This window comes from Polaromonas sp. P1_F4 (assembly GCF_056405675.1).
In genome coordinates, this window is the sequence record NZ_JBFUBP010000013.1 from 23,214 (window position 1) to 43,210 (window position 19,997).

At 61.9% G+C, this 19,997-nt stretch carries 21 protein-coding genes; 8 read left to right on the forward strand and 13 right to left on the reverse strand.

Annotated features, from left to right (window positions below; genetic code table 11):
- Positions 1-867 carry a symmetrical bis(5'-nucleosyl)-tetraphosphatase gene (locus AC1DYQ_RS20515; RefSeq protein ID WP_477688344.1) on the forward strand — a complete coding sequence of 289 codons (867 nt, stop codon included), beginning with the start codon at positions 1-3 and terminating at the stop codon, positions 865-867.
- Here AC1DYQ_RS20515 and AC1DYQ_RS20520 read toward each other — a convergent pair.
- The 3 genes from AC1DYQ_RS20520 to ypfJ all read right to left on the reverse strand — a co-directional run bounded on the left by AC1DYQ_RS20520 (position 864) and on the right by ypfJ (position 4,647).
- Entirely contained in the window at positions 864-1,784 is a 921-nt protein-coding gene (locus AC1DYQ_RS20520; protein ID WP_477688345.1) for a YihY/virulence factor BrkB family protein, read from the reverse strand. The two genes, AC1DYQ_RS20515 and AC1DYQ_RS20520, sit on opposite strands and share 4 nt — an antisense overlap.
- Before the next feature lie 182 nt (positions 1,785-1,966).
- Positions 1,967-3,412 carry a DEAD/DEAH box helicase gene (locus tag AC1DYQ_RS20525; protein ID WP_477688346.1) on the reverse strand — a complete coding sequence of 482 codons (1,446 nt, stop codon included), beginning with the start codon at positions 3,410-3,412 and terminating at the stop codon, positions 1,967-1,969.
- Between the two features lie 359 nt (positions 3,413-3,771).
- Positions 3,772-4,647, reverse strand: a complete 876-nt coding sequence (gene ypfJ, locus AC1DYQ_RS20530) for a KPN_02809 family neutral zinc metallopeptidase (protein ID WP_477688347.1) — start codon at positions 4,645-4,647, stop codon at positions 3,772-3,774.
- A 153-nt stretch (positions 4,648-4,800) separates the two neighbouring features.
- On the opposite strand from ypfJ, the gene AC1DYQ_RS20535 reads away from it, so the two are divergent.
- A complete protein-coding gene (locus tag AC1DYQ_RS20535) occupies positions 4,801-5,523 on the forward strand; it encodes a DUF4136 domain-containing protein (protein WP_477688348.1) in 723 nt (240 codons plus the stop codon).
- A 148-nt stretch (positions 5,524-5,671) separates the two neighbouring features.
- Entirely contained in the window at positions 5,672-6,352 is a 681-nt protein-coding gene (pcp, locus tag AC1DYQ_RS20540; protein ID WP_477688349.1) for a pyroglutamyl-peptidase I, read from the forward strand.
- Here the strand turns inward: pcp and AC1DYQ_RS20545 are convergent.
- Both AC1DYQ_RS20545 and AC1DYQ_RS20550 read right to left on the reverse strand, forming a co-directional pair.
- Positions 6,345-6,608 carry a hypothetical protein gene (locus AC1DYQ_RS20545; RefSeq protein ID WP_477688350.1) on the reverse strand — a complete coding sequence of 88 codons (264 nt, stop codon included), beginning with the start codon at positions 6,606-6,608 and terminating at the stop codon, positions 6,345-6,347. The genes pcp and AC1DYQ_RS20545 overlap by 8 nt on opposite strands.
- 52 nt (positions 6,609-6,660) lie before the next feature.
- On the reverse strand, positions 6,661-7,077 hold the full coding sequence (locus AC1DYQ_RS20550; RefSeq protein ID WP_477688351.1) for a hypothetical protein: 417 nt from the start codon (positions 7,075-7,077) through the stop codon (positions 6,661-6,663).
- A 177-nt stretch (positions 7,078-7,254) separates the two neighbouring features.
- Between AC1DYQ_RS20550 and AC1DYQ_RS20555 the strand changes: the two genes are divergently transcribed.
- Positions 7,255-8,160, forward strand: coding sequence for a delta(1)-pyrroline-2-carboxylate reductase family protein (locus tag AC1DYQ_RS20555; RefSeq protein ID WP_477688352.1), 906 nt, complete (start codon positions 7,255-7,257; stop codon positions 8,158-8,160).
- A gap of 8 nt (positions 8,161-8,168) precedes the next feature.
- On the opposite strand, the gene AC1DYQ_RS20560 is transcribed toward AC1DYQ_RS20555, so the two are convergent.
- Complete coding sequence (locus AC1DYQ_RS20560) at positions 8,169-8,642, reverse strand: hypothetical protein (protein WP_477688353.1); 474 nt, start codon at positions 8,640-8,642, stop codon at positions 8,169-8,171.
- A 193-nt stretch (positions 8,643-8,835) separates the two neighbouring features.
- Here AC1DYQ_RS20560 and AC1DYQ_RS20565 point away from each other — a divergent pair, with 193 nt between their 5' ends.
- Positions 8,836-9,258 carry a universal stress protein gene (locus AC1DYQ_RS20565; RefSeq protein ID WP_477688354.1) on the forward strand — a complete coding sequence of 141 codons (423 nt, stop codon included), beginning with the start codon at positions 8,836-8,838 and terminating at the stop codon, positions 9,256-9,258.
- 115 nt (positions 9,259-9,373) lie between these two features.
- Positions 9,374-10,270, forward strand: a complete 897-nt coding sequence (locus AC1DYQ_RS20570; RefSeq protein ID WP_477688355.1) for an alpha/beta hydrolase — start codon at positions 9,374-9,376, stop codon at positions 10,268-10,270.
- Positions 10,271-10,344: 74 nt separating this feature from the next.
- On the opposite strand, the gene dcd is transcribed toward AC1DYQ_RS20570, so the two are convergent.
- Entirely contained in the window at positions 10,345-10,917 is a 573-nt protein-coding gene (gene dcd, locus AC1DYQ_RS20575) for a dCTP deaminase (RefSeq protein ID WP_457279872.1), read from the reverse strand.
- Positions 10,918-11,212: 295 nt separating this feature from the next.
- Here dcd and AC1DYQ_RS20580 point away from each other — a divergent pair, with 295 nt between their 5' ends.
- Positions 11,213-13,429 carry a PAS domain-containing protein gene (locus AC1DYQ_RS20580; RefSeq protein WP_477688356.1) on the forward strand — a complete coding sequence of 739 codons (2,217 nt, stop codon included), beginning with the start codon at positions 11,213-11,215 and terminating at the stop codon, positions 13,427-13,429.
- Positions 13,430-13,469: 40 nt separating this feature from the next.
- On the opposite strand, the gene guaD is transcribed toward AC1DYQ_RS20580, so the two are convergent.
- From guaD to AC1DYQ_RS20600, 4 genes are all read right to left on the reverse strand, one after another.
- Positions 13,470-14,753, reverse strand: coding sequence for a guanine deaminase (guaD, locus tag AC1DYQ_RS20585; RefSeq protein WP_477688357.1), 1,284 nt, complete (start codon positions 14,751-14,753; stop codon positions 13,470-13,472).
- Between the two features lie 88 nt (positions 14,754-14,841).
- Complete coding sequence (locus AC1DYQ_RS20590; protein WP_477672763.1) at positions 14,842-15,204, reverse strand: 6-pyruvoyl trahydropterin synthase family protein; 363 nt, start codon at positions 15,202-15,204, stop codon at positions 14,842-14,844.
- 26 nt (positions 15,205-15,230) lie between these two features.
- The gene (gene queE, locus AC1DYQ_RS20595) at positions 15,231-15,866 is read right to left on the reverse strand and encodes a 7-carboxy-7-deazaguanine synthase (RefSeq protein WP_477688410.1); all 636 of its coding nucleotides are present in this window, start codon (positions 15,864-15,866) and stop codon (positions 15,231-15,233) included.
- A 260-nt stretch (positions 15,867-16,126) separates the two neighbouring features.
- The gene (locus AC1DYQ_RS20600; RefSeq protein ID WP_477688358.1) at positions 16,127-17,011 is read right to left on the reverse strand and encodes a LysR substrate-binding domain-containing protein; all 885 of its coding nucleotides are present in this window, start codon (positions 17,009-17,011) and stop codon (positions 16,127-16,129) included.
- A 133-nt stretch (positions 17,012-17,144) separates the two neighbouring features.
- Between AC1DYQ_RS20600 and AC1DYQ_RS20605 the strand changes: the two genes are divergently transcribed.
- The gene (locus tag AC1DYQ_RS20605) at positions 17,145-17,549 is read left to right on the forward strand and encodes a tautomerase family protein (protein ID WP_477688359.1); all 405 of its coding nucleotides are present in this window, start codon (positions 17,145-17,147) and stop codon (positions 17,547-17,549) included.
- 12 nt (positions 17,550-17,561) lie between these two features.
- Here AC1DYQ_RS20605 and AC1DYQ_RS20610 read toward each other — a convergent pair whose 3' ends face one another.
- Together AC1DYQ_RS20610 and AC1DYQ_RS20615 are read right to left on the reverse strand one after the other, a co-directional pair.
- Positions 17,562-18,848, reverse strand: coding sequence for a YbfB/YjiJ family MFS transporter (locus AC1DYQ_RS20610; RefSeq protein WP_477688360.1), 1,287 nt, complete (start codon positions 18,846-18,848; stop codon positions 17,562-17,564).
- Between the two features lie 58 nt (positions 18,849-18,906).
- Positions 18,907-19,959, reverse strand: coding sequence for an adenosine deaminase (locus tag AC1DYQ_RS20615; protein ID WP_477688361.1), 1,053 nt, complete (start codon positions 19,957-19,959; stop codon positions 18,907-18,909).
- Positions 19,960-19,997 lie beyond the last annotated feature (38 nt).

The following is a 19,997-nucleotide window of genomic DNA, read 5'->3' on the forward strand; positions in this document are numbered from 1 at the left end:
ATGTCACTTTACTGTATCGGCGACCTGCAGGGTTGCCACGCACCTTTTCAGCGATTGCTGGACAAGGTCGACTTCTCCCCGAGCCGCGACACCCTCTACATCCTTGGCGACCTGGTCAACCGCGGCCCCGGCTCCCTTCAGGTGCTGCGCAGCCTCTCGGCATTGGGCGACGCTGCGCAATGCCTGCTCGGTAACCACGACCTGCACCTGCTGGCTGTGTGGCAAGGCGTGCGCAAGCCGGGCCGCAGCGACACCGTACAGGACATCCTCGAGGCCAAGGACAGCCAGACGCTGCTCGACTGGCTGCGCCACCGCGCCATGGCCATCCATCGCCACGGCTGGCTGATGGTGCATGCGGGCGTGCTGCCGCAATGGAATGCGGCGCAAACCGTGGCGCTGGGCTCAGAGGTGGAGCAGGTGCTGCGCGGCGGCCATCTCAAGGACTTTCTGCAGGCCATGTACGGCAACACGCCTGATCACTGGAGCGACAGCCTGCAGGGCGCCGACAGGCTGCGGGTCATCGTGAACGCGCTCACGCGCCTGCGTTTTTGCACACCCGAAGGCGTGATGGACTTCAGCAGTACCGACGGCCCCGGCAGCGCGCCCGCGGGCCACCTGCCCTGGTTTGATGTCCCGGGCCGCGCGACACTCGGCACACCGGTGGCGTTTGGCCATTGGTCCACACTGGCCAGCGGCAAGAACAGCACACCCGCCCTGCGCAACAACACCTTGCCACTCGACACCGGCTGCGTGTGGGGCGGCTGCCTCACGGCAGCCAGATTAGGAGCGGCGCCCGGCGAGTTTGAACTGGTCAGTGTGCAATGCGAAGAAGCGCAAAAACCCGGCAAGGCCGGCAAGTCGGCTTAAACCGGTTGCCGCGCGGCACTTGCCTCGTCCGCCCAGGCCCGGGCCACGCTGGCTGACAGCAACAGCACAGCCGACGAAAAATAGATCCACATCAGGATCACCACCAGTGAGCCCGCCGCGCCATAGGCCGACACAATCGCAGCGGTCGAAAGATAAAAAGCCATCAGGTGCTTGCCGACCGCAAACAGGATGGCCCCCGCGGCGGAACCCATCACCAGATAGCGTAAAGCGGGCTTGGGGCCCACGCTCATTTTCATGAGTGCCACAAAGAGCACCACGCAAAAGCAGAAAGACACGACCTCATTGAGGACCCAGGCGATTTTCTCAATCGGCAAATAGCCGCCTGCCCAGCCTGAGAGAAGACTCAGAAAAGTCGAGATCGCCAGCGAAACCAGCAAGAGAAAACCGAAGGCCAGGATGTAGGCCACACCTCGCAGCCGCAAAGAAGCGCTGTGCCACCATTTCTGCTGCGGCAGCTCACCACTGCCTTGCCGCCACAGGCGCTCAAATGCATCCTGCAGTTCGGCAAAGACGCCGGTCGCACCCGACAACAGCAGCGCAAAAGCAAACAGCGAAGCCGTGATGCCCTCTGAAGGCGCTTGGGCACTTGAAAGTGCCTGTTGCACCACCTGCGCGCCCTGCGCACCGATGACGCTACGGATTTGATCCACCAGGCTGGTTTCGATATACCGGCGGTCCAGCCACCAGCCGAGCACTGCGACCATCAGCACCAACAACGGCGCCAGGCTGAGGATGCCGTAGAACGACATGGCCGCGCTCATGCGCATGCCGCCTGCATCAATCCAGTGGTCGATGGCTTGCCACAGGGGCCGGTAAAGATGCCTGAAAATCTTCTGAAGGGAAAAATGCGCGAAGGCTGGCGGGGCCTGAACATGCGAATCGGGTTTCTCCATCATCCCGAAAGCTTAGGAAACCCGCAGCAAAGACCCAACCGGACAGCAGCTCCCCGCACCGTAGGCGTGAACCGACGGGCGTATGGAGATTGGGTAGCGGAAATCGGGTAGGGGCGCTGCTCAGCGTCCCGCAATGAACCGGTGCTGGACCGGTGCGCCTTAACCGATTGTCTTAGCCGGTTGTCTTAACCGGCTGTCTTGAACAGCGCTGCGACTTTTTTCTTCGGCTTGATATTGGCCGACACACTGCTGCGCGCGGGGGCGGCCTTGGCGGCGGCTTCCCAGGCGGGCGTGGCATCGGGCGCAGCGGTTGGTTCGTAGGGCTGGTCGAAGAACGGGTCACGCGGCGCCGCCGGCTGGCGATGCGGCGTGTATTCGCGCCGCTCCCGCGGTTGGCGCGCTTCACGCGCATGGCCGCCTTCTTCACCTTCGCGGTACATGCGGCGGCCGTCATTGATACGGCCCTGCTCGCTGATGCGGGGCTGGTCTTCCTCGAACTCGATGGGTTCCAGTTCGATCTTGGTCTTGATCAGTTTTTCAATATCAGCCACCAGGCGCTGGTCGCTGCTGGCAACAAAACTCACAGCCAGGCCCGATGCGCCAGCCCGGCCGGTACGACCGATGCGGTGCACGTAATCTTCGGCATTGAAGGGCACATCGAAGTTGAACACCGCGGGCACATCCTTGATGTCCAGGCCGCGCGCCGCCACGTCGGTACACACCAGCAGGTCGACTTCGCCCTTCTTGAAGGCTTCCAGCGCCTTCAGGCGCTCGTCCTGGCTCTTGTCGCCGTGCAGCGCCGTGGTCTTGAGGCCTTCACGTTCCAGGGAACGCGCCAGCCGTGCGCAACCGAGCTTGCTGTTGACGAACACAAAAGCCTGCTTCATGCCGCGCTGTTTCAGGATCTGGTGCAGGGCTCGGCGCTTGTCGTCGGCGCCCACGCTGTAGAAATGCTGCTCGACGGTAGAAGCCGTGGCGTTGGAGCGCGCCACTTCAATCGTGACCGGATCCTGCAGGTAGCTGGAGGCCAGGCGTTTGATTTCAGGCGAAAAAGTGGCCGAAAACAGCAAGGTGATGCGCTGCTGGGGCAGGTAGCTCAGGATGCGCTGCAGGTCGGGCAAAAAGCCGATGTCCAGCATGCGGTCGGCCTCGTCGAGCACCACATATTCGACCTGGTTGAGTACAGCGTTCTTGGCTTCGATATGGTCGAGCAGCCGGCCCGGCGTGGCCACCAGCACTTCGACGCCTTTTTTGAGTTCGGCCGTCTGCGGCTTCATGTCCATGCCGCCGAAAACAACGGCGCTGTTCAGGTTGGTGTATTTGGCATACAGCTTGACCTGCTCGGCGACCTGCACGGCGAGTTCACGCGTGGGCAGCAACACCAGTGCGCGCACCGGGTGGCGGGCAGGCGACGTCGAGGCGTTTTCGTGCTTCATCATGCGCTGCAACAGGGGCAAGGCGAAGGCTGCGGTCTTGCCGGTGCCGGTTTGCGCAGCGCCCATGACGTCTTTACCCTGCAGGACGACCGGGATGGCCTGTTCCTGGATGGGGGTCATGGTTTCGTAGCCCATTTCGGCCACGGCACGGGCCAGCGGTTCTGCCAGCGAAAGATTGGAAAAAGAGGATGTCATAAAAAGGCTCGGCGGTACTCTGCGGGTTGTCTTGCGAAGGGTGTACGAACCGGAAGTCGCGAACCGGCGCGCTGGCAGCCAACGGCACCGCTGCACCATTGGCAAGAAAGGGAGCGCGGCAGGCCGCCCGGCGTGGCACGGTCTCCGACCATGGTGGGGCTTTTGCAGCGCTTCCTCAGCCGTCTATTGTCGCACTTTGGGCCCCGATGCCGGTTTTGCCGGCCCACTGCGCTTTCAGGGCCATTTGGGCCAGGGCAGCCACTGGGGCAATGCCCCTTTATTGCTATTTATTTTATAGCTGCTCGCGCACGTCAGTAAAGGGCTACGGCCCGATTTCACTCTAAATTGTTGACTGCCGGCTAAATACTGCGGGCACTAAAGGTGTCGCAGGCCTTCATGCTGCCGGTTTTCAGGCCGGTGTCGAACCAGCGCTGGCGCTGGGCGCTGGTGCCGTGGGTGAAGCTTTCCGGCACCACCGCGCCGCCACCGGCCCGCTGCAGGGCATCGTCGCCGATTTTGGCGGCCGCGTTCATGGCCTCCTCCACGTCGCCCTGCTCCAGTATCTGGCGCGCGTTCTGTGCGTTGTGCGCCCAGACGCCGGCAAAACAGTCGGCCTGGAGCTCAAGGCGAACGCTCAGGGCGTTGTATTCGGCCTTGCTGACGCGGCCACGCATCTGGTCCATCTTGCCACTGATGCCCAGCAGGTTCTGCACATGATGGCCCACCTCATGCGCGATCACATAGGCCTGGGCGAAGTCGCCGGGTGCTCCCAACCGGCTACGGAGGGTTTCGTAAAAGCCCAGGTCGATGTAGACCTTCTGGTCGCCCGGACAGTAAAACGGCCCCATGGCGGCCTGGCCCTGGCCGCAGGCCGTTTGTGTGGCGCCACGAAAGAGCACCAGCCGCGGCTTCTGGTAAGTGCCGCCGCCCTTGGCAAACACGTCGGTCCAGACATCTTCAGTGTCCGCCAGCACGGTAGAAACGAATTTCGCCATACGGTCATCGGCCGGCGGCTTGGGGGCCGGGCCCTGTTGTACCTGTGCAGGGGATCCGCCGCCGCTGAGCAGGCTCAGGATGGTCATCGGGTTGATGCCGAAAATCCAGCCGCCCACCAGCGCCACCACGATGGTGCCGATGCCGACGCTGCGGCCCCCAAAGCCGAAGCCACCTCCCCCGCCACCGCCGTCGCGCCGGTCTTCAACGTTGTCGGATTCGCGATTGCCTTCCCACTTCATGGTGTCTCCCTGTCTGTCATCCGTGCATACTGGCCTTTCCGGCCCGCTGCGGCACCTGCCCCAAAGCCCGGTCCGCTGTCAGCGCATGCGCCGACTTTACTTGAGCGGCCCCCCGCCGTGGAACAAAATTGAACCTTGGTGTATCCATTCGTCATGACTACTTTTGCCCATCCAACGCCCGCGGGCCCCGGCACCCAGGACGGCGCCATTTCCATGTTTTTCCCGCTACGCCTGGCGCTTGCGGTGCTGCTGGCCGCGCTGCTGACGGCCTGCGCCAGCCCCATCACCACCCGCGTGACCAGCTTCAACCAGTGGCCGGTCGATACGGCAGGCGCTACCTTCAGCTACATCACGCCGGTGGACTCGACACGGCAGCTGGAACAAGCCACCTATGAGGGCTATGTGCAGGCCGAACTGGAAAAACGCGGCCTCAAACGCGCGCCGGAAGGGCAGACCGGGCGCCTGCATGTCGACGTGGCGGCCAGCAGCCGCAGCGAAGAGAAAACCTTTCTGCAGCCGGTTTACCAGGACAACTTTGTCTTCCTGCCGCCTTACCGCGACGCCGCGGGCCGCGTATACGCGGGAGGCTGGGTGCCCGACCCTTTCGGGCCGCGCTATGTCGGCGACAGGCCACTCAACATGACGATTTACACCAACAGCCTGCGCGTGCGGTTACTTGACACCCAGGGCACGCCCCCCGGCAAGCCGCCGCGCACGGTGTTCGAGTCGCGCGCCGTGTACGAAGGCGGCAGCGGCGACCTTCCGCTGGTCGTGCCTTACCTGGTTCGCGCGGTGTTTGACAACTTCCCCGGTCAGAACGGCCAGGTGCGCGTCGTGAAGTTCGACAGCGAAACCGGCGCGGTGATCAAAAAGTAAGCTCAACCGCCGAGCAATCGAGTGGGGCCCGGTCTCCCGTTTCACCCCACCCCGGAAGGCTGGTACCTTTTCCGGGGCGCGGCAACCAGCGCGGAAATGTCCGGATGGTTGGGGTAGCCAAAACACTGCCGTCCTTCACAATGGCGGCATGCGCACAGCCCTTTCTGCTTCTTCGCTCCCCCGTGTCCTGCTCACCGGCTTCGACCCCTTCGGCGACACCGGACACAGCAGCCTGCCCCTCAACCCCAGCTGGCTGGCGGTGCAGGCACTGGGTGGCAAGCGCATAGGCGGCCACCTCCTGGTGGCGGCGCAATTGCCCACCGTGTTTCAGGCCTCCATCGCAGAACTCATCCGGCTGCTCGCGCTGCATAAGCCGGTACTGGTGATCTGCGTCGGCCAGGCGGGCGGGCGCAGCGCGATTTCGCTGGAGCGCATTGCCATCAACGTCAACGATGCCCGTATTCCCGACAATATCGGCGGCCAGCCCGTCGACACGCCGGTAGTGGCGGGCGGGCCTGCGGCCTATTTCAGCAGCCTGCCCATCAAGGCCATGCTGCAGGCGCTGCAGGAGGCGGGCGTGGCTGCCGAGGTATCGCAGACTGCGGGCACCTTTGTCTGCAACCACGTGTTTTATGCGCTCATGCATGCCCTGGCCACAAAGCGCGGCTTCAGGCGCACGCGCGGCGGCTTTATCCATGTGCCCTATGTGCCCGAACAGGGCGCGCCCAGCTTGCCGCTCGGTGAGATCGTGCGCGGGTTGCGGTCGGCCATAGCGGCGGCGCTGGCCACACCGCACGACCTCATCAAAGGCGCCGGGGCCGTCAGTTAGCGTCAGGGTTAGCGTCTTGCGCGCCGGCATTCTGCGTGGGCACGGCAGGCTCATCGCGCAGCAGGCGCCACAGCAGGAATGTGCCAACCACGGCGTTACCCAGCGCAAAACAGGTGACCAGCACCGTGGCCCAGGCATTCAAGGGACGGTTGTGCACCACCCAGGCCAGCAAAGGAGACAGCCCGTTGAGCACGAGCATCAGCCAGAACAGGGGGTTTCGCGGCTGGTAAAGACGCAACAGGCGTGACAAATCCATCGTGGCCACATGCTAACCGCACCGGCCGGAAAACCTTCCGATGATTGCTGAATCAGCGGATGGCGAAGGACGCCGGCATAAAGCCCTGTGCAGGCTGCATTGGCAGCATGCTGCTGACAGTGGCGCCTGCTGCGTTGCTGGCCATCACACCGCTGGATTCCCCCGATGAATCGGCCACAGCCTGACCCTTTTGCGCGCTGGTGATGACGGGCGGCAAGGCTGAGGCGGCCGCGACGCGGGCCTGCTGGATACAACCCTGGCGGGCGGCACCGGCGGTGTTTTCGATGCACTGCGCAATCGCCTGCACTTCAGCCTGGCGCTGATAGTCGCGGATCCTGGCTTTGGTAACTTGCCCGTCCGCCACAAACGCGAAGGCTGCCAGCTGGCAAACAAACACCAGTCCAGCCGCTACCCAGAGCAGCGTCTTGTAAGGCATTTTGTCGAATTTTTGCAACTGGTCAGAAAACATGGCAGGCCTCCCTGTGAACCTGTTTTCATCCTAGGGAAGCGTTTGCGGTTTCCATCCAGCACTTTTCCCGGGAATATGTAGGATAAAAACCTTTCATTTTTTTACGCGACGTAACGCGGCGCACCGACACCCTCTCGTCTCGCCCTTCCACTTCCTTCCTCGCTTTACCATCGCCCCATGACGCCCACCCTGCTCAACCCCGCCCAGACCGCCGCCCGCCTGCCTTACCCATTGCTGGTCAGCGAGCTGACGCACCTGCTCAAGGACAGTTCCGTCCAGGTGCCGCCGCGCGTGGTGCAGCCCCTGCCTGGGGGCGGCAGCCTGTTTGTGATGCCGGCGCTGGACGACCGCACCGCGATCACCAAACTGATCACCTTCACGCCTGGCAATGCCGGCACCGGCCGACCCACTATCCAGGGCGACGTTGTGGTGTTTGACGTGGCCACCGGCAGTCGCCGGCTGATGCTCGACGGGCCCACCGTCACCGCCCGGCGCACGGCAGCCGTCTCGCTGCTGGCCGCGCAGCGGCTGGCACCCAACACGCACGGCCCCATGCTCATCGTCGGTGCCGGTGTCCAGGGACTTGCGCACCTGGAGGCTTATGCCGAAGGCCTGGGCGTGCACGAATTTCGCATCGCTTCGCGCAGCTACGCCAGCGCCCAGGCCCTGGTGCAGCATGCAGAGGCGCTGGGCCTGAACGCCCGCGTGGTGCACGACGCCGATGCTGCGCTGGCCGACTGCCCGCTGGCCGTTACCTGCACGCCGGCTGCCGCCGTAGTCCTCAGCGCGCTGCCCCGGCCTGACGGCTTCATCAGCGCCGTTGGGGCTTTCACCCCGGCCATGATGGAACTGAGCGTCGCGCTATGCCAATACTTCGCGGCGAAGGGTTCGGTGTTTATCGACACGGCTGATGCCATCCACGAGGCAGGGGACCTGCTGCAGGCCGGACTGGACGTGGCCCGCTTCGCCACACTGGCCGATGTGATCCGCCAGGACACCAAAAAGCCCGCCGGGCCGGTGCTGTTTAAAAGCTGCGGCTGGGCGGGCTGGGACTTGGCCGCGGCACGCGCCGCATTGGCCTGAAAAGCCGCTTACTTGGTGGCGACCGGCGCCGGCAATTCCGCGCCCTTGTTGGGCTGACCCTCAACGTCGGCCTTGCGGTCAAAAGTCAACAACTTGCCCATGACGACCTGAACCCACTGAGGGTAGGTGTAGGCGGTGCCCTTGTTGTGGTCAATGATGGCGCCTATGCCGCCGCCGAAGATGATATTGCCGGCCATGCCCGCATTGGCGCGGGAAATCGCCACGCCGCGGCCGTCGGTTTCACCGGCTTTGGTGCATGTGACATGCAGGTCTTTGGACGAGCGGCGCACGTTGGCCGTGACGGGCGTCTTGATGAGTTGCTGACCGTAGTCGTTTTCCAGCGTGCACTCCACGTCCTTGACTTCAACGCCGGCCGCATTGAAGGCCTCAAAACGAACCGGCGTGGTGGTGTCATTAGTGATAGATGCGCAACCTGTCATGGCCACACAAGCGAAAACGATGGAATACAAGCGAACGGACATTCAAGTCTCCCTTAGTGATAGTTAGTTGTTCAGTACCTTGGCACCGCAGTAAATGTAACATGATGTTTCAGCACCATATGAAGAGGCTTCTGGCTCTTATGGCCATTGCCTTTTCGCCCTCATGGCAGCCGCGAAAAAACACAAGGTGCAGCCCGGGTGTTACGCTGGTTCGTTTCACACAGGAGAACCACCCATGAAGATTCTGTTCGCCGCCGATGGCAGCAAATACACCAAAAAGGCCCTGGCTTTTCTGGTCAACCACGATGAACTCGCCGGTGCCGAAGGCGAAGTGGTGGTGATCAATGTGCAGGCTCCCGTGCCGGGGCGCGTCAAGACCATGCTGGGTTCGGCCAACGTCACCGCCTACCACGCCGAAGAATCGCAAAAGGTGCTGGCGCCGATCGAGCGTTTCCTGCAGCGCCACAAGATGGCGTTTAAAACCCTCGCCGTGGTCGGCTCGCCCACCGCCGAAATACTGCGTGCCGCCAAGCGAGAAAAAGTGCACCTTATCGTGATGGGCACACACGGCCAGGGCCTGCTCAGCCGCGCGCTGATCGGCAGCGTGGCCCAGCGCGTGGTTGCCGAGTGCGACATTCCGGTGCTGCTGGTCAAGTAGCAGGCTTCACTGCGGCTGTGTCCCCGCCCGGCATCCGCTGGCGCCGCCGCGAAAGCGCGGGTTCATGCGTCCGCGATTTGCCGGATACTCACCATCACACAACAAGGAGATCAAGATGGAGACAGGCATGGGGCTCAAATCGATTCGAAAACTGCTGGGCTGGTTTTTACTGGCGCTTGTTGCGGCTGGCGCACCACTGTCGTTTGCCAGCGAGGTCACCGTCAGGTCCGTGAACTCAAAGGCCTTGAGCGCAGACTACCGCTACACCGTTTACCTGCCCGACGGCTACGAGAGCGGCCGGCTGCGCTACCCGGTGCTGTTTCTGCTGCACGGCAACGGCGGCGACCACAATGACTGGCTGGTCAAAGGACAGGTCCAGGCGACCATGGACACGCTGGTCCGGGAAGGCCGCGTCCAGCCGGCCATCATCGTGATGCCGGGCGGCGGCTCCACCTGGTGGGTGGACGGCAACAAGGACAAGGCCGAGACCGCGCTCATCAAGGAGCTCATTCCGCACATCGACACCAATTTCAGGACCATCACCGCACGTGAAGGCCGCATGATTGCCGGGCTGTCCGCCGGCGGTTTCGGCACGGTGAACGCCGTTTTCAAGTACCCCGAGCTGTTTGTTTCCGCCGCGGCGTTGAGCCCGGCGATCTATTCACCAACACCCCCGGGCCACTCTTCGGCCATGCAGGTGGCGCCGTTCCAGGCAGGCGGCAAATTTGACCAGGCCTCGTGGGACCGCCTGAACTACACCGCCAGCTGGGAAGCCTACAAAAGCAAAAAAATCGTGGTGCCCCTGTACATCAACAGCGGCGACCATGACACCTTTTCCATTGCCTACCACTCGGCCGGCCTGTTCCAGAAATTGTTTGAATACCAGCCCAAGCTGGTGGAGTACCGCGTCGTCGATGGCGATCATGAATGGCCGGTGTGGCGCGACACCATTGGCGACGCCATCAAGTACATGAGCGGCTTTGCCAGCCGCCCCCAGGTCGCCAAGCCCTGATGCTGTAGAGGGCAGAAGCAAAAAAACGGACGCCCTTTGCAGGCGTCCGTCCAAATCAGGCGCGTAGATGTCCGTTACGCCTTCGGCAAGGTCACCCCAACCTGCCCCTGGTACTTGCCGCCGCGGTCCTTGTAGCTGACCTCGCAGACATCGTCCTTGTCGCTCTCGAAGAACAGCACCTGCGCGCAGCCCTCACCCGCGTAAATCTTGGCGGGCAGCGGCGTGGTATTGGAGAACTCCAGCGTTACATAACCTTCCCATTCGGGCTCGAACGGGGTGACGTTGACAATGATGCCGCAGCGCGCATAGGTGCTTTTGCCCAGGCAGATGGTCAGCACATTGCGCGGGATGCGGAAGTACTCCATGGTGCGGGCCAGCGCAAAGCTGTTGGGCGGGATGATGCAGCTGTCACCATGGAAGTCGACAAAACTTTTTTCGTCGAAATTCTTCGGATCCACCACCGTGCTGTGGATGTTGGTGAAAACCTTGAATTCAGGCGCGCAGCGAATGTCGTAGCCGTAGCTGCTGGTGCCATAGCTGATGATTTTCTGGCCGTCCCGCTGGCGGATCTGGCCGGGTTCAAAAGGTTCGATCATGCCGTGCTGCTCGGACATGCGGCGTATCCATTTATCGCTCTTGATGCTCATGGGATGGGGCTCCTGTTGTGGCTGTGATTGTAAGTTGGGGCTGGAGTGCAATCCCCACTAACCGCCAATCCGGAGACAGCCGGCCCTTCCTCACCAGAGGGCCCGTCGGCAAAGGCACGGGCTGAGGGCTATCGCTGCCCCACAATCCGATAAAACGCTAGGGACGCATGGACGGGGAAAGTGCCGCTGGTCAAGACATCACATTCCGCGTAACGTTGCCCCTACGACAGGCACAGGTGCAAGCTGAAGTGCCGTTGTCCCATATCTGAAGCCGGTTCATGCGAGGCGCCCCACTATGAAAACAAGTTCTACCCAGAACAAGGACCGTATTCTTGTCTTGGACGGCAGTCCCGGCGTTCACGATGCCTTCCACAACATGCTTGTTGAAGATGAGAATGTGCAAGGGAAATTCGAACTGGATGGTGCCCACAACGCACGCGAGGCGCTGGCCCTGGTACAACAGTCGCTTCTGGCTTCGCGTCCCTACGTCCTGGCATTTATCGGTGTTTCTGGTACTGCGGGAGGAAATGCGCTTGAAATAGCACCTCAAATATGGGCGCTTGATCCGGGAGTCCAGATAGTGGTGTGCGCAGAGCGGCTGGATCTTTCTTCTGATGCACTGTTCGCAGCCATGGGAGCCATGAATAGCAGGTGGGTGGTGCTCAAGACGCCGCTTGATACTGTAGAAGTCATCCAATTGGCGTATTCCCTGGCAGAGAAGTGGCATTTGCAACAACTCGCCGGGTCTCATCCAGGCGGGCACCCAGAGGCGGATGCCACGGAGAAGGGAAACCCGGCGGCTGCCTCCCAGATCAACGAGCAGGATTTGTTGCGCACGCTTCTGGACAACGCTCCCGATCACATTTATTTCAAGGATGCGCAGTCCCGCTTTCTCAAATGCAGCAAGGCACAGGCGCTACAGTTTGGGGCATCACCGGAGGAGCTGGTGGGCAAGACGGATCACGATTTTTTTTCCGAAGAGCATGCGCGCCCCGCCTACGAGGATGAACAGGAAATCCTGCGCACAGGTCAGCCGATCATCGGCAAAGTGGAGAAGGAAACCTGGAAAGACGGGCGCGGTGAATCCTGGAAGCTGAGTACAAAGATGCCGCTGCGCAACAACGCCGGAGCCATCATTGGTACCTTCGGTATTTCCAAGGACATTACTGCCCTGAAGCAGACTGAAGCAGCGCTGGCGCACCACCATGATTTGCTGGCTACGCTCATGGAGAGCTCACCAGATTCCATCTTCTTCAAGGATCTGAAATCACGTTTGGTAAAAGTCAGCCGCTCGGAGGTTCACAACCTCCTGCGGCTATCGATCAGCCGCTATCGCGCAGCACATCCGGACACGGGTGAGGAGGCACTTCCACCGCATTTGGCCAGTGTGGAGGAGTTTGAAAAATATGTGATTGGTAAAACCGATGCAGACATTTACGGCCAGGACAGGGCGAGTGAATTTAGCCACGACGAAGAAGAGATTATCCGGACGGGGAAACCCATCCTCGAAAAGAGCGAAAAAACCGTTCATCCTGACGGGCGTGTCGTCTGGTACCTCACCACCAAAGGCCCCTGGAGAGACAGGAACGGCACACTGATCGGAACCTTCGGAACTTCGAAAAACATATCCGAATTGAAGGAAGCGGAACGAAAAATTGAAGAGGTTCAAGCCCAGCTGCTCACCACGGCGCGCCTGGCGGGCATGGCAGAGATCGCAACCAACGTGTTGCACAACGTGGGAAACGTTCTCAACAGCGTCAACGTGTCGGCCGAATTGATTGGCAGCCAGTTGCGGACGTCCAAGCTCAAGGGGCTCGCCCGCTCTGTGGGTTTGATGGACGCTCATACCGGAGATTTGGGGGAGTTTTTGACGCGGGACAGCAAGGGCAAGCTGTTACCCGCCTATCTGCGCGAGTTGGCGCGGACACTGGAGGCAGAGCATGAATCCATCGCGAAAGAACTCGACGCACTTTGCAGCAGTGTGGACCACATCAAACAGGTCATCGCGACCCAGCAATCATACGCAGGCACCCCGCGTGTCGTCGAATCCGCCAAGGTGGATGAGTTGCTGGACGACGCGCTGCGCATGAATGCGGATGCACTGACACGCCACAAAGTGGATGTTGAAAAAAAATACGCAACGTTGCCCACCCTTTTGCTGGATCGGCAACGCGTGTTGCAGGTGCTGGTGAACCTGATCAGCAACGCCAAGCAGGCTTTTGGCACGATTACCGACAAGCGCCCGTTCATTACGCTCAATGCCGTTTTGCTGGAAGGGCCCATGCTGCGCATCACGGTGACAGACAACGGGGAAGGCATTGCACCGGAGAACCTGACGCGCGTTTTCTCCCACGGCTTCACCACCCGCAAAAACGGGCATGGCTTTGGTCTGCACAGCTGCGTTCTGGCCGCGCAGGAAATGGGCGGCAGCTTGCACGTCCACAGCGACGGGCCTGGAAAAGGCGCATCGTTCATCCTGGAGGTTCCCGTCGCTACCGCGCAGGTTCATTGAACTGGTTGGTACTGCGCCGCCCTCACGAGATACCGGTGCACTAAATGGCCTGAGAAATGACCGTTTTCTCAACCAACCGGTCATCACCCAACACAATCAGCGCGAACAACAACTCGTCCAGGCTGGCGGCTTGCGCCGTCTTTCGCGCCAGCAGCGGGGTGGCCTGGAGGTTGAGCACAACAAAATCGGCTTCGCAACCGGGCTGCAGGTTACCGACGATACCCTCCAGGCCCAGTGCACGCGCCGCACCCGCCGTGTGCTGCCACCACAGGTGCGGCGGCTTGAGCGACAGGCCGGTTTTGGTCTGCCCTTCCCTTCCCACGTAGTAAGCCGCCAGCATGGTGTGGAAAGGGCTGAACGAGGTGCCTCCACCCACGTCGCTGGCCAGGCCATAGGGGAAACCGATGCGGTCTGCACCCTCGTAGTCAAAAAAACCGCTGCCCAGAAACAGGTTGCTGGTCGGGCTCACGGCCGCCGCCGTGCCGGTGCTTCGCATCAGGGCGCGGTCTTCGTCGTCGATGTGGATGCAATGCGCGTATACGGCCCGCGGGCGCAGCAGTCCGAACTGTTCGTAAACGCCAAGGTAGCTGCGCGCCTTTGGATAGAGCTGGCACACCCAGGCGATCTCGTCCTTGTTCTCAGCCACGTGCGACTGGATCCACACGTCCGGGTATTTCGCGGCCAGCTCGCCGGCGCCGCGCAATTGCGCTTCGCTGCAACTGGGCACAAAACGCGGCGTGATGGCGTAGCCCAGCCGGTCCACGCCATGCCAGCGCTGGATCAGCGCTTCGGTATCCCTCAGGCTTTGCACCGTTTCGTCGCGCACGCCGTCAGGAGCGTTCTGGTCCATGAGGCATTTACCGGTCATGAGGCGCAGCTGGTTTTTCTGTGCCTCGGCAAACAGCGCGTTGACGGATTCCACATGCGAGGTCGCGAAAGCCAGCGCCGTGGTGACCCCGTTGCGAAGCAGTTCTGCTATGAAAAACGTAGCTGCTTGCGCACAGTGATCCTGGCTTGCGAAGCGTTTTTCTTCTGGAAAGGTATAGTTTTCAAGCCAGGGCAGCAGCCCTTCGGCAGGCGAGCCGATCACGTCCAGCTGCGGATAGTGAACGTGCATGTCGACAAAACCCGGCGCGATGAGGCGGCCCGGCAGGTGTTCGGTGGGCACCTCGGCAAACCCGGAAACCAGCGCGTGGTAGCTGCCGACGGCTTGCACCACCTGGCGGCCTTCGGCATCGGGCCCGGTCACCAGCAGGCCATCAGCCTCATAAACGGCCTGCGCAGGCGCGGCAAAGTACAGGAGGGCGGCGCGATAGGCTTTCATGGCTGCAAGATTAACCCAGTCACCGGCGGGCTGAATATTCAAAACCCGATAAGGCCTATTGGGCTTGTTGCCAGCCGGACAGCCGGGTTCAGCGGCTCACACGGCAGCCGTCGCCCAGCGAGGCGCGCCAGACCCGTACCGAAGTCAAGCCCGGCAGGCGTGCGTCCAGCTTGCGGAAGATGAACTGGCACAGGTTTTCCAGCGTGGGCGGGCCCAGATCTTTCACGTCGTCGAGCAGGTGGTGGTCCAGTTCCTCGCGCAGCACCTCGATCTCGCGCCGCACCAGGCCCAGGTCCATCACCATGCCGGTGACCGGGTCAGGCACGCCGGCGAGGAAAACTTCGGCGTTGTAGGTGTGGCCGTGCACTCGCTTGCTGCTGTCGGCTTCGATGACACGCTTGAGCGTGTGGGCTGCATCAAAGTAAAAAGTCTGGCTGATTTCGCAGCGCATGGGGGCTGCCGTGGTTTTTGTTGTGCTCATCGGATGCCCGTGATCTTGTGGGTCTGCAGGCTGAGGCGCCAGGCCGGGCGTGCCATGCACAGCTGGATGCAGGTTTCGGTGTTCTGCTGCCGCTGCGGGTTGTCCATAGGCTGCAGGTAACGGTGGGTGAAGTCGGCGGCTTCAAGTTCTGCCAGGTCAAAACTGCTCTGCGGCCACACCACCTTGAGCTCCTGGCCCGCGCGCTGCACCCAGGGTGCCCCGGCCTTGGGACTCACGCAGATCCAGTCGATGCCTTCCGGCGCGGCGATGGTGCCGTTGGTTTCCACTGCAATCTGGAAACCACGGGCGTGCAGCGCGGCAATCAGTTCCGCGTCAACCTGCAGCAAGGGCTCGCCGCCTGTCATCACCACAAAGCGGTGCGCACTGTCGCCCGCCGGCCACTGCGCTTCAATTTTTTGCGCCAGCGCATCGGCATCAGCGAACTTGCCGCCCAATGTGCCGTTGGTACCTACAAAGTCAGTGTCGCAAAACTGGCAGACGGCCGTAGCACGGTCCTGCTCGCGGCCCGTCCACAGGTTGCAGCCCGCAAAACGGCAGAACACCGCAGGCCGCCCGGCATTGGCGCCTTCGCCCTGCAGCGTGTAGAAAATTTCCTTGACCTGGTAGCTCATGGCGCGGCTTTCGCAGCGCCATAGCCGCAGCGCGCCACAGGCAATTGCCAGGGCAAAGGGAGACATTGAGCGGGAGAAATAAAACAGGCGCCCACACAAGCCGAAAGACCGGGGGTCGCGAGGTTTTTATACATGGTAGTCCTCTACATGGCCCCGGAAACAAAGCAAATGCCGGCGCGCCGAGGCAGCACGCAAGCCCTGATTTTAACGGCCAGCGGCCAATAGCGGGATTTCGGGGGATTTACCGGCCAATAGCGGCTTCAGGGCGCGGGAGCTTCGTGTGCCTGTTTTTCCAGCCAATCGCAGAATTTGTCCAGCCGCACATTCGCCCGGGCCCGGCGCCTGGCCACGTACTGGTAGCTGCTTTCCTCAAAGCCCAGCGGCGCCACCAGCCGTCCCGCGCGGATATCGTCCATCACCAGGTGCCAGGGCGCAATGCAAACGCCCAGGCCAGCCACTGCCGCCTCCAGCGTGAAGTAATAGTGCTCAAACTCAGGACCGTCCCGAATAGGAAGGGCAAGGCCGCGCGACTCGCACCACATCTGCCAGGCATCCCGCCGCGTTCGGGTGTGCAGCAGCGGCAAGCGGGCCAGGTCGATCGCTTTGTGCACATTCGACTGACCGGCGAGCGCAGGCGCCATGACAGGCCCCAGGCGCTCCACAAACAGCGGCAGCAAGGTGGCCGATTTTTCGCTGCCCCGCCCGTCTACCGTGATGACGAGGTCGTAACGGTCACGGTCCACACCGGTCACACGCTCGGCGGCGCTGAGCCGGACGTCGATATCGGGATGGCGCGCATTGAAGTCATAGAGACGCGGAATCAGCCACTTGACGGTGAAGGTGCTGAAGCAGGAAACGTCCAGTGTTCCGGCCTCGCTGCTGCGCACTTCACGCACGGCGGCTTCCATCTGATCCAGCGCAGCGGCAAGTGCCGGCCACAGCGCAGCGCCGGCAGCGGTCAGTTGTGGCTTGTTTTTGGCGCCCTCGAAGAGCGGCACGCCCAGGGACTGCTCCAGCTGGCGCACCTGCCGGCTGATGGCGCCGGGGGTCACCGACAGCTCCTCGGCCGCAGCCGTCATGCGGCCCAGCCGGGCAGCGGCTTCAAAGGCACGCAGGGCATTCAAGGGTGGGAGATGACGCTTCATCATTATGTGAGTTTATGGCACATATGACTTGCGAACAAATCGCTTTTCCTGACGGTCATTGATTGCCAGAATTCGCGCTAGCTCGGTGAAAAATTCAATTCATCGTTGTCTATTTAAATTGAGGAAAAATCACATGCCTTTTGTCCGCACCAGCGTCCACCACAGCACCAGCCCCGAGCAACGGCAAAGCATCGTCGACGGGATTCACCAGGCGCTGGTCGACAGCATTGGCATGCCTGAAGACGAGCTTTTTAATTCGGTCAGCAGCTACGATGCGCAGCACTTTTTCTTCAACCGAAGCTTCAACGGCATGGCACGTTCAGAGCAGCCGGTGGTCGTCGAGATCACGATGCGGCGCGGCCGCAGCGACGCGATGAAGCGAGCACTCTATGCGGCCATCGCGCGCAATTTAAAGACCAACGCCGGTGTTGCCGCCGATGACGTTTTCATCTTCATGCATGAAAACGACTATTCGGACTGGTCGGTGGGCGGCGGCAAGTTTGCCATGGCGCTGGTGCAACAGCCCGGTCCTGACTGATGAGCGAAGCGCTTACTTCTGCGCCGCTACGCCGCCAGCCGTCAACGCAGGCAGTACCGGATAAGCCTTCGCCATCCACCCATACACCACAGCGCCCACCAGCAGCGAGGCCGCCGCAATTTCCAGCGACATCGTGAAACCCGCACCCGCGTTGGGTGTGCGCCGCAGCAGCACGGCCACCAGCGGCGGGCCGAGGATCTGGCCGACACCGTAGGTGGCTGTCAGAAGGCCCATGAAACTGGCGGCTGTGGCGGGCTTCAGGCGGCGCACTTCCTGCATCGCAAAAAAAGTGATGGCGGTAAACGGTATGCCCAGCATCAGGCTACCGATGGCAAAGCCCGCGAGGCTGGGGCTCCAGAGGCTGGCGGCAATACCCAGCGCCTGCAAAAAGTAGCAGCCGGCCAGCAACAGGCGGAAATCTTTGCCCGGCGGCAGGCGTGTGGCCAGCAGCGCACCCACCATGACGCCCAGGCCGAAGATGGGCCAGAACATGTCCAGCCAGGCCGATCCCGGCAAGGCCGCACGCGCGATCACCGGCAAAAAAGTGGCGGTAATGATGTAGCCAAAACCGGCCAGGCCATAGGCCAGCGTGAGCAGGGTCATCTCGGCATTGCCGTGGTGCTGCGGCGCATCACCCGGCCGGGCAGCAGCGCGCGGCGCCAGTGCAATCAGGCGTTCATCGCCGCCGCGCAAGACATGCCACACCGAGGCTGTCAGCGCAAACGCCAGCACGCCGAAAATCATCCAGCCCGTGGCGGCCGTCCAGTGCCAGGCGACCATGCCAGTGGCAAACAGGCCACTCACCAAAATGCCGGCGCCCGGCCCGACGTAGATGATGCCGCCCATCGCGGGCACGCCACGCTTGGCCAGCTGCGAGAGGCACCAGCCCGAAGTAAACACAAACACCACCGCGCTGGTCACGCCCGCGGCAAAGCGCAGCAGCGGCCATGCAGCCGGAAAATGCCAGCCCATGGCCAGCGTCAGCACGCCTGTGGCAACCAGACCGGCGCGCACCAGGGACGAATACGCCAGGTGCGGCAACCACTTGAAGCGCGCCCACAGCCAGGGCTGCAGCGTGCAAAGAATCGCACCCAGCATGTAGCCGAAGTAGTTGGCGCTGGCCAGCCAACTGGCCGTCGGCAAATCGACCACGCCGTCGTTGAGCATCATGGGAAGCAGCGGCGTGAAGGCAAAGCGCCCGAGGCCCATGGCCACTGCCAGCGCCACCAGCCCCGCCAGCGCGATGGGCCAGGGATTGTGGGCGCCCGGGGTTTGCCCTTCTTTTGGCGTCAACGCCATACGCAGTTCTCCGTCATGTTGAATTCAGGCCGTGCCTTGGGGCAACGCGCCGATGGGCTTATTGAAATGTCTCGAAGGCCTGATGGAGGCGGTCGATATAGCGGGACTTTGCCGAGGCTTCGATGAAACTTGCCTCAAAGCTGTTGCGCGCCAGCGCATAGGCATGCTGCGCATTCAGTCCCGTGGCGGCAAAAGTCTGCGTGAAGTTTTCGTTCATGTAGCCGCCGAAATAGGCTGGGTCGTCTGAATTGACGGTGGCCACCAGCCCGGCATCGAGCAGCTCGCGCAGGTTGTGGCTGGCAAGGTCCGGGAATACGCAGAGTTTGAGGTTGGAGAGTGGGCACACGGTCAGCGGAATGCGGTCTTTCGCCAGACGTTGCATTAGCGACGCATCGCGGCTGGAGCGCACACCGTGGTCCACGCGCTCGACCTTGAGCACGTCAAGCGCCGTCCAGACGTATTCGGGCGGGCCTTCCTCCCCGGCGTGGGCCACCAGGTGAAAGCCCAGCTCGCGGCAGCGCGCAAACACACGGGCGAATTTTTCAGGCGGGTTGCCCACCTCGCCCGAATCAAGCCCAATACCGATGAATTTGTCGCGGAACGGCAAGGCCTGCTCCAGCGTTTTAAACGCGTCCTCCTCGCTGAGGTGGCGCAGAAAGCACAGGATCAGCGAGGCGCTGACGCCCAGCCCGGCCTGTGCATCCACGCAGGCGCGGTGCAGGCCGTTGACGACCGTTTCCATGCTGACACCACGTGCCGTGTGCGTTTGCGGGTCGAAGAACATTTCGGTGTGCACCACGTTGTCAGCGGCAGCTTTGCGCAAGTAGGCATAGGCCATATCGTAAAAATCCTGCTCGGTGATGAGCACGCTGGCACCTGCGTAGTAGATGTCGAGAAAGCTCTGCAGGTTGGTGAAGGCATACGCGCTGCGCAATTCTTCAACGCTGGCGTAGGGAATGCTCACGCCGTTGCGGCGGGCCAGTGCAAAGATCAGTTCGGGCTCAAGCGAGCCCTCGATGTGCATATGCAGCTCGGCTTTGGGCATGCTTTTGAGCAGCTCAGGCAGGCGGTCCGCGGACACGGGTTTTACATTGAATGGTGCGGGCGTCATTTCAACTCCAGAAACAAAAAAAGCTGCCCGAAGGCAGC